At 35.6% G+C, this 10174-nt stretch carries 10 protein-coding genes; 9 read left to right on the top strand and 1 reads right to left on the bottom strand.

Translation table 11 applies throughout. The features are described from left to right. The first annotated feature begins 1109 nt into the window (after window positions 1–1109). From EHC72_RS17885 to EHC72_RS17865, 5 genes are all read left to right on the top strand, one after another. Window positions 1110–2591, top strand: a complete 1482-nt coding sequence (locus EHC72_RS17885; protein ID WP_131539080.1) for a glycine--tRNA ligase — start codon at window positions 1110–1112, stop codon at window positions 2589–2591. A 20-nt stretch (window positions 2592–2611) separates the two neighbouring features. Further along, on the top strand, window positions 2612–3100 hold the full coding sequence (locus tag EHC72_RS17880) for a DUF6252 family protein (RefSeq protein WP_131539079.1): 489 nt from the start codon (window positions 2612–2614) through the stop codon (window positions 3098–3100). A 93-nt stretch (window positions 3101–3193) separates the two neighbouring features. Next, entirely contained in the window at window positions 3194–4045 is an 852-nt protein-coding gene (locus EHC72_RS17875; protein WP_131539078.1) for a ThuA domain-containing protein, read from the top strand. A 155-nt stretch (window positions 4046–4200) separates the two neighbouring features. Next, complete coding sequence (locus EHC72_RS17870) at window positions 4201–4608, top strand: helix-turn-helix domain-containing protein (protein WP_131539077.1); 408 nt, start codon at window positions 4201–4203, stop codon at window positions 4606–4608. 86 nt (window positions 4609–4694) lie between these two features. After that, entirely contained in the window at window positions 4695–5459 is a 765-nt protein-coding gene (locus EHC72_RS17865; RefSeq protein WP_131539076.1) for an SDR family NAD(P)-dependent oxidoreductase, read from the top strand. Window positions 5460–5516: 57 nt separating this feature from the next. Here the strand turns inward: EHC72_RS17865 and EHC72_RS17860 are convergent, their stop codons facing one another. Further along, a complete protein-coding gene (locus tag EHC72_RS17860; protein WP_131539075.1) occupies window positions 5517–6716 on the bottom strand; it encodes an SH3 domain-containing C40 family peptidase in 1200 nt (399 codons plus the stop codon). Between the two features lie 140 nt (window positions 6717–6856). Between EHC72_RS17860 and EHC72_RS17855 the strand changes: the two genes are divergently transcribed. From EHC72_RS17855 to EHC72_RS17845, 4 genes are all read left to right on the top strand, one after another. Next, entirely contained in the window at window positions 6857–7543 is a 687-nt protein-coding gene (locus EHC72_RS17855) for a CAP domain-containing protein (protein ID WP_131539074.1), read from the top strand. Window positions 7544–7802: 259 nt separating this feature from the next. Beyond that, window positions 7803–9323: a catalase gene (locus EHC72_RS17850; RefSeq protein ID WP_131539073.1), complete on the top strand. Its 1521-nt coding sequence runs from the start codon at window positions 7803–7805 to the stop codon at window positions 9321–9323. Window positions 9324–9424: 101 nt separating this feature from the next. Continuing rightward, entirely contained in the window at window positions 9425–9592 is a 168-nt protein-coding gene (locus tag EHC72_RS22725; RefSeq protein WP_165585862.1) for a hypothetical protein, read from the top strand. 117 nt (window positions 9593–9709) lie between these two features. Beyond that, window positions 9710–10096: a GreA/GreB family elongation factor gene (locus EHC72_RS17845; protein WP_131539072.1), complete on the top strand. Its 387-nt coding sequence runs from the start codon at window positions 9710–9712 to the stop codon at window positions 10094–10096. Window positions 10097–10174 lie beyond the last annotated feature (78 nt).

Below are 10174 nucleotides of genomic sequence, written 5' to 3'. Positions count from 1 at the left end.
TCTTGTATTTATTAATCATAGAAATGGATGGATAAATCCTGTGACTGGATGGAAAATTATGCAAGCACAAATTGCTATATTTTTTGAGGACAGATTTAATCAATGACACAGTTTATTGAACAGACCCGAACTTTCAGTAGATAGTTTAGAATTCAGCTGTTCGAGATGTTACGTAGGCATCTCGAATTAACAATAAAAAGGGTTCTCTGAACCCGCAAATAGGTAAAAGCTATAAATGATATTCAGGATTTGGAAATCCTGCTTCATCAATGGTACGAGATGCGCTGAAAAAGCTAACATCTCAAACAGCTGGTTTTGAACCTACTGCTTGAATCATTATTATCTGAAAATGAACGGCAGAAGTTATTGGCTTAAGCAGTCCTGCCCTTTGCTAAATCCCGATAGAAAAAATCGGGGATACCGCTGCGGTCAGGTTTATTTAACAGCGTTTGTAATGCAATACTTTCTCAAAACCATTATTCTTAAACCCGATTGTCAGCTGTTCGAGATGTTACGTAGGCATCTCGAATTAACAATAAAAAGGGTTCTCTGAACCCGCAAATAGGTAAAAGCTATAAATGATATTCAGGATTTGGAATCCTGCTTCATCAATGGTACGAGATGCGCTGAAAAAGCTAACATCTCAAACAGCTGGTTTTGAACCTACTTCTTGATTCATTATTATTTGAAAATGAACGGCAGAAGTTATTGGCTTAAGCAGTCCTGCCCTTTGCTAAATCCCGATAGAAAAAATCGGGGATACGGCTGCGGTCAGGTTTATTTAACAGCGTTTGTAAAGCAATACTTTCTCAAAACCATTATTCTTAAACCCGATTGTCGTGAATCCCGATTTTTCTATCGGGAGAAACAAAAGCGGGGCTGCAGTTGCCATAAAATACAGAACCCTTCATTTCCAAATCATTATTTATTGTACCTATGGTCGATGTTATAACCGTACCATCTAAATGTGATCTAAGTAATGTGTTATGAAGTGATTATATGCGATTGATGTATAACACCAACAGCATGAGTAAATTCTTAAAACCTGTTTAAAAACCTTCAGTCTTATACCTTTAAACCCTCCACCTTTTTATTATATTTGCTGCATTATGGCAAAAAGTAACGACGAACAATTTAAAAATGTAATATCACACGCTAAGGAATATGGTTTTGTATTTCAAAGCAGCGAAATATACGATGGCCTTAGTGCCGTTTATGATTACGGCCAATTGGGTGCCGAATTAAAAAACAACATTAAAACATATTGGTGGAAAGCCATGGTGCAAATGCACGAAAATATTGTAGGTATTGATTCTGCAATTTTTATGCACCCTAAGGTTTGGAAAGCCAGCGGACATGTTGATGGTTTTAATGACCCGATGATTGATAACAAGGATTCGAAAAAACGTTACCGTGCCGATCAGTTATTAGAAGATAAAATTGCTCGTTATGAAAAGGATGGCAAAACAGAAAAGGCTGCAAAATTGCAGGCTGATATGGATGCAGCCTTAACAGCCGAAGACTTACCTCAATTAAAAGTTTTAATTGAAGAACATGATATTGTTTGCCCGGTTAGTGGCACAAAAAACTGGACAGAAGTACGCCAGTTTAACTTAATGTTTAGTACTCAGTTTGGTGCAATGGCTGAGGGTAGCGATGAGGTTTACCTTCGTCCGGAAACGGCACAGGGTATTTTTGTAAACTTTTTAAATGTTCAAAAATCAGGGAGGATGAAAATTCCTTTTGGTATTGCGCAAATTGGCAAGGCTTTTAGAAATGAAGTAATTGCCCGTCAGTTTATTATGCGTATGCGTGAATTTGAGCAAATGGAAATGCAATTTTTCGTTCGCCCGGGCGAGGATAAAAAATGGTTTGAATACTGGAAAGAAGCACGTTTAAAATGGCACCAGGCTTTGGGTACATCTCCTGAAAAATACCGCTACCACGACCATGTTAAGCTTGCGCACTATGCCAATGCTGCAACTGATATTGAATTTGAATTTCCATTTGGATTTAAAGAGGTTGAAGGGATACACAGCCGTACAGATTTCGATTTAAAACAGCACCAAGAGTTTTCTGGCAAGAAAATGCAGTATTTTGATAACGATTTAAATGAAGAAGGTAAACCATATGGTAATTATGTGCCGTATGTAATTGAAACTTCTATAGGTTTAGATCGTATGTTCTTATTAACGATGATTAATGCGTTTGAGGAACAAGATTTAAGTACGGATGAAAAACAGGATAGTCGCACCTTACTGCGTTTACACCCTGCCCTTGCCCCTGTTAAAGTCGCAATTTTCCCTTTAACTAAAAAAGATGGTTTACCAGAGAAAGCTCGCGAAATTATGGATAGCCTGAAATTTGATTTCAACTGTATTTACGAAGAGAAAGATGCTATTGGCAAGCGTTACCGCCGTCAGGATGCGGTGGGTACACCATTTTGCATTACTGTAGATCATCAAAGTTTAGAGGATAATACCGTTACCATCCGTCATCGCGATAGTATGGAGCAAGAACGTGTGGCTATTGCCGATTTAGAAAAAATTATTGGCGATAAGGTGAGTTGGAAAACTTTATTATCAAATTAATTGATTTTAAAATTATAATCATGAGAAACTTCAAAACCTTTGCCTTATTTGTATTTGCATGTGCAGTTACACTTACTTCTTGCAAAAAAAACATCGACTACCATCCAGAGTGGGATCAGCCGGTAGTTGCAAGTGCGGCATTAAGCGCAAAGGTTGATGGAACTTATACTGCTTTTACAGCACAGGCTACCTTAATAACTGGTAGCCCATTGGGTAAAACACTTACTATTATTGGCAAAAACGGTGATAAGATCATTACAATTGCAATATATGATTTTAAAGGTGCTGGTGTTTACACCATTGATAATCTTGCTCAGGCATCTTACAATCAAGATTTAACGCCGAGCGGTTCGTTTATGTCATCAACAGGGAGTGTAATTGTTACTAGCGCAACTGCCACCAATATTCAAGGTACGTTTAACTTTGTTGCACCGAATCAAGATTCTCAAATTAATACCACTAAAACCGTTACTGAGGGCAGTTTTAATCTTACCTACTCTACGATGTAATTATTTTATTTTAAAATATACAGCCGCAAGTTCATCGCTTGCGGCTTTTTTATTTTTCAAAATTTATTATCTTCGGAGTATAAATCTCTTCAAATGCCTCATCCCAAAAACTTTGTTTGTGCATTAATTTTGATGCTCAGTTTCTGTTTCACAACTTTTGCGCAACACCAAAAAAAGGCAAAATTTAATGTAATTGCTTTTTATACAGGCAAAAATGATCAGGCGCACATTAGTTATGTACACGAGGCCAATAAATGGTTTCCAGAAATGGCTAAAAAATATAATTTCAGCTACGATTCTACAGCAAATTGGAACAATTTAAATGCAGAATTTCTTTCAAAATATCAGGTGGTTTTATTTTTAGATACCCGCCCGGAAGAAACCGTACAGCGTGAAGCATTTCAAAAATATATGGAAAATGGTGGCGGTTGGATGGGCTTCCATTTTTCAGCATTTGCTTTGGCAAAATCTGCTTATGATACAAATTGGGATTGGTATCACAACACATTTTTAGGTTCGGGCGGTTATGGCAGCAATACCTGGCGACCAACTTCGGCTGTATTAAAAATTGAAGATAAAAAACATCCGGTTACCAAAAGCCTGCCTTCAACATTTAAGGCTCAACCAAATGAATGGTACAGATGGCAAAATGATTTAAGAAAAAATCCTGATATTAAAATTTTGCTGGCAATAGATTCTACAAGTTTCCCTTTGGGTACGGGACCAAAAGAGCATGAAATTTGGCGTAGCGGTTATTATCCAGTTGTTTGGACAAATAAAAACTATAAAATGCTTTATGTAAATATGGGGCATAATGATATTGATTACGAGCATAAATTTGATAAAACGAATAAAACGTTGTCCTATACTTTTGATAATGAAATGCAGAACAAAATGATTATTAATGCCTTATTTTGGCTAGGTACAGGAAAAAAGATTAAATAATTTAGTTGCTGCTAATGGCTTGTAAGCAAATAATTGGCATGTCAAAATCCTCTTCCTATTTCATAATCCTTTCGTTGAATACTATATTTGTTTAAGTACAAAAGCGTGAGTAAAATCATAATTGCATCATCACCAAAAAAAAACAATTTATTCAGATGAAAATTCCACAGAAGTTTTTTGCCCGTCAACACGAAATTGCAGCAGATTTTTTGAAAGAACTGGATAAACATCTTGATGATGTAGTATCTGGCAGAACAACTGAAATGTTTGAGGTTAGGGATTTTGCCGAATTAATTCATGTACATCCAACGCATTTAAGTAATACCATTAAATCGGCTACGGGCCATTCGCCTTGTTACTTTTTTGAGGAGCGACTGATGGAAATTTCAAAATCTATGTTGCAAAACGTAAGTACCCCTATTGCAGAAATTGCCCGCACACTTACTTACGATCCATCAAACTTCACTAAATTTTTCAAACACTTTTCTGGGCAAACACCAAAGCAATATCGCGAAGCTTATTTCCAGTCACTAGCACAAAAAAAGGAAATTGTCACCATATAAAACTTAAACTGTCACCATTTTAACTTAACTACTCACCATTTTAATCCTTAATTTGGGCATACCTTTGTTTAACAAATTAAAAGAAAATGGAAACACAAAATAAAATTGCCCTGGTAACCGGCGGTAGCCGCGGATTAGGAAAAAATGCTGCTTTAAAAATCGCGGCCAAAGGGATTGATGTTATTGTAACCTATCAATCTAAAAAAGAAGATGCAGAAAACACAGTAGCAGAAATTAAAAAGCTTGGTGTAAATGCTGCAGCCTTACAATTAAGTGTAAATGATGCTTCATCATTCGATAATTTCTTTAGTGAAGTGAAATCTATTTTAAAATCTGTTTTTAATGCTGATAAAATTGATTTCCTAATTAACAATGCCGGTATTGGTGCGCATGCATCTTTTGCGGAAACAACAGAAGACCAATTCGATAATTTAGTAAACATTCATTTTAAAGGGCCATTCTTTTTAACACAAAAAGCATTGGAAATATTAAATGATGGTGGTGGTATTATTAATATCTCTACGGGTTTAGCAAGATTTAGCTTACCTGGATACGCAGCTTATGCATCCATGAAAGGTGCCATGGAAATTTTAACAAAATATCAGGCAAAGGAATTAGGTGCAAGAGGAATTAGATCAAACATTGTGGCCCCAGGTGCAATTGAAACAGACTTTAGCGGTGGCGCCGTTCGTGATAATGAACAACTTAACAAAATGATTTCTGCTCAAACAGCTTTAGGTCGTGTAGGTTTACCAGATGACATTGGCGGTTTAGTTGCATTTTTATGCACAGAAGATGCTCGATGGATTAATGCGCAACGTATTGAAGCATCAGGCGGTATGTTTTTATAGTTAGAAACACAAAGGACATTAAGCTAGCTTAATGTCCTTTTATATTTTAATACCGTGTTAATTATTTCCATACCATGCGTGCTGATCTACTCTGGTAATTTCAGCTTTGCCAATATCAGTTAGTAAGCGCCTCGCTCCTACCAAAGTAATGCTTTGGCGCTCATCATAATTTGAAGCATCAGGCACAATACTATTAATTTTTACCATACCCGCAGCTTGAATAAATGTTCCATTACCCATATAAATAGCGGTATGCGTAACTCTGCCACTATTTATGCCTTTACGTTTAGCAGCAGAAAAAAACATTAAATCACCTGGCAATAAGTTTTTAAGGCATTTGGCTACACTAATGTTGTCATTCTCTAAAACGTCAACTTCCTCTCCTATTAAGGCCTGCTGCGATGCATCACGAGGAATAATAATCCCATTTAAAAAGTAGCTTGTTTTTGTAAATCCACTACAATCTACTCCCTTTATTGATGTGCCTCCCCACAAATAAGGTACACCGATTAATGTTTTTGCCGTCGCTAAAATGGCTTCAGATGTTGGATTGGCCCTTTTTTTCCAATCTGAAAACATCAATACTTCGTTCTTTTTAATGTATCCAATCCTTTGATCTGGAAAAATTACTTTATAAAATCCTTTTTCCTCAGCACTTAAAACTAAAATATTCCCCTTAACTAAATCAGAAACCCGATCTGAAGCTAAACTTGGTTTTGTAAAAGCATGACCAAAATCTTCTGTATAAATAATTCTTTTAGAGGCTTTCCAATTATCAAATTCTTGTTTGCTCATTAAACTTATGGCAGCACCATCCGTCCAGGAGATATAACCATCCGGTGTACGCACTAAATAATAACCAGCTTGTTTTTTCAAAACCTGTACTGGTGTTCCTAAAATCATTTGCGTCATCATTTCTGCCGAATTTTGAGGAAATGCCCTGTTATTACAAACAGATAGATTAGCCAATCCATATTCTTTTCCATTTAATAACTTTGAAGGCAGTAACTGAATCGTATTTTTAATTCCTGAAATATCTTTTGTTAGCTTATTAAATTCCTGCAAGGCGTTTTCAGAAGTACTTTCAGCGAAAACACTATCTCCTTTAACTAAAACATTAAAATAAACGCTGCGTTTATCTGGTGCATATTCTTTTTGCACTTGTTTAGCTAATAATTTAATTAACGTTGTATCTGTTTGTGCTTTAATCCCAAAAGAAAAAAGTAGGCAAAAAATTATGGCGTATATTTTTTTCATGATTTACTGAAGCTAAAATACAGATAATCCATAATCACAGTTATTGAGTTGCTGTAACTAATTGCTTACCAAGCTTTATTATTTAAAAATTCCTAATAAAAATAAATAGTTTTAAAACACGTTATCCATAAAAAACATACATGTTTCGCTACTTTCTAATTCTATTTCTTGTTGTCTTTGTTTATCCGGTTTTTGGACAGGATTGGACGGATGCTGAAATTAAAAAGGCAAATACTGCAGAAAAAGCAAACTACTTAACCACAGAAGAAAAGAACGTTATTTTATACATGAATTTGATTCGCCTTGATGGCGAAAAATTTTATAATACCTTTTTGGAGGATTATATTAATACCTACAATGCCAATGTTAAGAAGTATAGAAATTATAACGAGCTTAAAATCGCCAGAAATAACCCCTACTACATTTCATTACTAAAAAATTTAAAAGGCATTAAAAATCTTTCTCTTTTCTATCCAGATGAGAAACTCACTTCTTTAAGTAAAAGCCACGCGATGGATTTGAACAGAAATAATCTCGACACACACGAAAGTAGTAATGGCGATACGTTTTCTAAACGTTTATCAAAATATTTCCCTAATAAAGCCATGAGCGAAAATATAGATTTTGGTTACTCCAACAGCCTTGATATTGTTTGCCACCTGCTACTGGATTGCGGTGTTCCTTCGCTCGGGCATCGATACAACATTTTAGATCAGAAATATAAATTAAATCTTGTTGGTGTAAACATTCAGCCCCATCCATCTTTTAATTATTGTACGGTTATAGATTTTGTTGCGCAACCAACTTTTTACGCCCGAAATCAATAATATTAGTTAAATTTAATTAGAAATTGTTTCTATGAAACTATTAAATTTCACTAATATTTTACTCCGTCACCCTGAATTTAGTTCAAGGTCTTTTAAGATAGATTCTGAAACAAGTTCAGAAGGACGATCATTTTTTTAGACAAAAAACAATTTCTAAAACTATATCAATAATATCTATGTTGAAATAGAAAATAACAGTTTGCGTGCGAGCTAAAATAACCTGATTTTTATAATCGCAAAACACTAATAAAACATAAACATGAGCGAAAAGAAAAAACTAACAAGTGCGTCGGGTATTCCGTATGCGAATAACGAAGATAGCATGACAGTTGGCCCAAGAGGACCAATATTAGTACAGGATTTCATTTTACATGAAAAAATGTTTCACTTTAACCGCGAACGTATTCCTGAGCGTGTAGTGCATGCTAAAGGTTCTGGTGCTTATGGTACTTTTACGGTTACACACGATATTACAAAATATACTAAGGCAAAGCTTTTCTCTGAAATTGGCAAGCAAACCAAAACGTTTTTACGTTTCTCTACCGTTGGTGGCGAAAAAGGCTCTGCAGATAGCGAGCGTGATCCGCGTGGCTTTGCATTGAAATTTTATACTGAAGATGGCAACTGGGATTTAGTAGGCAATAATACACCCGTTTTCTTTGTAAAAGATCCTAAAAAGTTTGGTGATTTTATCCATACACAAAAACGAGATCCTCAAACTAATACAAAAAGCCCAACCATGATGTGGGATTTCTGGAGCTTAAACCCCGAAAGTTTACACCAGGTTTTAATTTTAATGAGCGACAGAGGTACACCATTCTCTTACCGCCATATGGATGGTTTTGGTAGCCATACGTTCTCTTTTTACAATGAGCAGCATGAGCGTTTTTATGTGAAATTTCACTTTAAAACAAAACAAGGCATTCAGAATTTTACTAATGATGAAGCTGTAGATATGAAGGCGCAAGATCCAGATCATTCACAACGTGATCTTTTTGAAGCTATTGAGAGAGGCGAATTTCCGAAATGGACGCTTTATGTGCAGATTATGCCTTTTGAAGAAGCTAAAAGTTACCATTTAAATCCTTTCGATTTAACTAAAGTTTGGCCACACGGCGATTACCCTTTAATTGAAGTTGGTGAACTGGAGCTAAATCAAAATCCTGATAATTACTTTGCCCACGTGGAGCAAGCAGCTTTTGCACCCGCACATGTGGTAGATGGCATTTATTATTCTCCTGATAAAATGTTACAAGGAAGAATTTTATCCTATCCAGATGCGCAACGCTATCGTTTAGGGGGCAATTACGAACAAATTCCAGTAAATCGTTGCCCATACATGACTAATAACTATCAACGCGATGGGCAAATGAGGATTGATGGAAACGGTGGATCGGCACCAAATTATTTCCCAAATAGTTTTGATGACATTGAAGTTGATCAAAGTTACGATCAACCAGCTTGGCCATTAGATTCTTTATTGGCTGATAATTATGATCGCAATGCAGAGGGCGAAAACGACCATTATACACAACCAGGAAACCTTTATCGTTTAATGGACCCTCAGGCTAAAGAAAACACAGTAAAAAATATTGTAGGAGCCATGGGCGGAATTAACGGCGCCAAAAAAGATGAAATCATCAATCGCCAGCTATGCCATTGGTTTAGAGCTGATATGAATTTAGGACTTGCAATTGCTAAAGGCCTTGATTTAAACCTTGATAAAGCAATGGAAGGCATGGTTCATCCAGATCCGGCGCATAAAGCAACTAATAAATAAATTAATTAATATGAAAGCCTGGTTAATAAGCCAGGCTTTTTTGTGCCCTAACCTTTATCATAAATGTATCATTTATATGGTTATACTTTGATTTTTGATAAATGAACTGCACATTTGCTGATATGCAAAACTTTAAAAGCTTGTTTACCAATCCTATTTGGGCCTTTAATACAAAGGATCAGGCTTTTGCTGTGTTTCGCCGTTTTTATGGAGAAAACTATTCTTTAGGATTCAGCTTCCAAATTTCCAGTAAAGACTTTATTAATTAAGCCCCGGTTAGATTATTCTTTTTTTAACTCCGGGGGATAAACCTCCGCAGGCTTGCCTTATGCGTTTTTTTCAAAACGTACACAACCTTTTATTTTATTAACTAAAAATATATTACCATGAACAAAAAATCCATTTTGTTATCCAAAAGCGATTATAAGTTTTTAAATACGCATTTGGAAAAATCTGCCCTTAGTAATTACAACAAAGAAAAATTAATGGCAGAAATTAAAGAAGCTACTATATTTAATGATGATGAATTACCTGATGATGTGGTTTGTTTAAATACAGAGGCTAAAATTATAAATACGAATAATAAACAAGAGTTTAACTTTAAAATTGTTGAGCCCGGCATGGCTGATATTAAAAGCCAAAGGGTTTCGGTATTTGCCCCCATCAGTATTGCACTTTTCGGCTACCAAACCGGCGATATTATTAATTGGGAAATGCCCGATGGGATAAAAGAGTTTAAAATATTAAGTGTTAAGAAACTAGTTGCCATTTAAAAAGCTGTTAGCTGAGCTTGTTGAAGTAATAAATATTTCGACAAGCTCAAGAATGGCAAATCTATCACTAGGATGCAT

This window comes from Pedobacter nototheniae (assembly GCF_004335085.1).
Lineage (GTDB): Bacteria > Bacteroidota > Bacteroidia > Sphingobacteriales > Sphingobacteriaceae > Pedobacter > Pedobacter nototheniae.
Note: the sequence above shows the minus strand (reverse complement) of the source record. Positions and strands in the feature narration are given on the sequence as shown.

Excerpts from the sequence above, each read along its gene's own strand:
- EHC72_RS17885 (WP_131539080.1), top strand. The coding sequence starts at position 1,110 with ATGGCAAAAAGTAACGACGAACAATTTAAAAATGTAATATCACACGCT.
- EHC72_RS17880 (WP_131539079.1), top strand. The coding sequence starts at position 2,612 with ATGAGAAACTTCAAAACCTTTGCCTTATTTGTATTTGCATGTGCAGTT.
- EHC72_RS17875 (WP_131539078.1), top strand. The coding sequence starts at position 3,194 with ATGCCTCATCCCAAAAACTTTGTTTGTGCATTAATTTTGATGCTCAGT.
- EHC72_RS17870 (WP_131539077.1), top strand. The coding sequence starts at position 4,201 with ATGAAAATTCCACAGAAGTTTTTTGCCCGTCAACACGAAATTGCAGCA.
- EHC72_RS17865 (WP_131539076.1), top strand. The coding sequence starts at position 4,695 with ATGGAAACACAAAATAAAATTGCCCTGGTAACCGGCGGTAGCCGCGGA.
- EHC72_RS17860 (WP_131539075.1), bottom strand. The coding sequence starts at position 6,716 with ATGAAAAAAATATACGCCATAATTTTTTGCCTACTTTTTTCTTTTGGG.
- EHC72_RS17855 (WP_131539074.1), top strand. The coding sequence starts at position 6,857 with ATGTTTCGCTACTTTCTAATTCTATTTCTTGTTGTCTTTGTTTATCCG.
- EHC72_RS17850 (WP_131539073.1), top strand. The coding sequence starts at position 7,803 with ATGAGCGAAAAGAAAAAACTAACAAGTGCGTCGGGTATTCCGTATGCG.
- EHC72_RS22725 (WP_165585862.1), top strand. The coding sequence starts at position 9,425 with ATGAACTGCACATTTGCTGATATGCAAAACTTTAAAAGCTTGTTTACC.
- EHC72_RS17845 (WP_131539072.1), top strand. The coding sequence starts at position 9,710 with ATGAACAAAAAATCCATTTTGTTATCCAAAAGCGATTATAAGTTTTTA.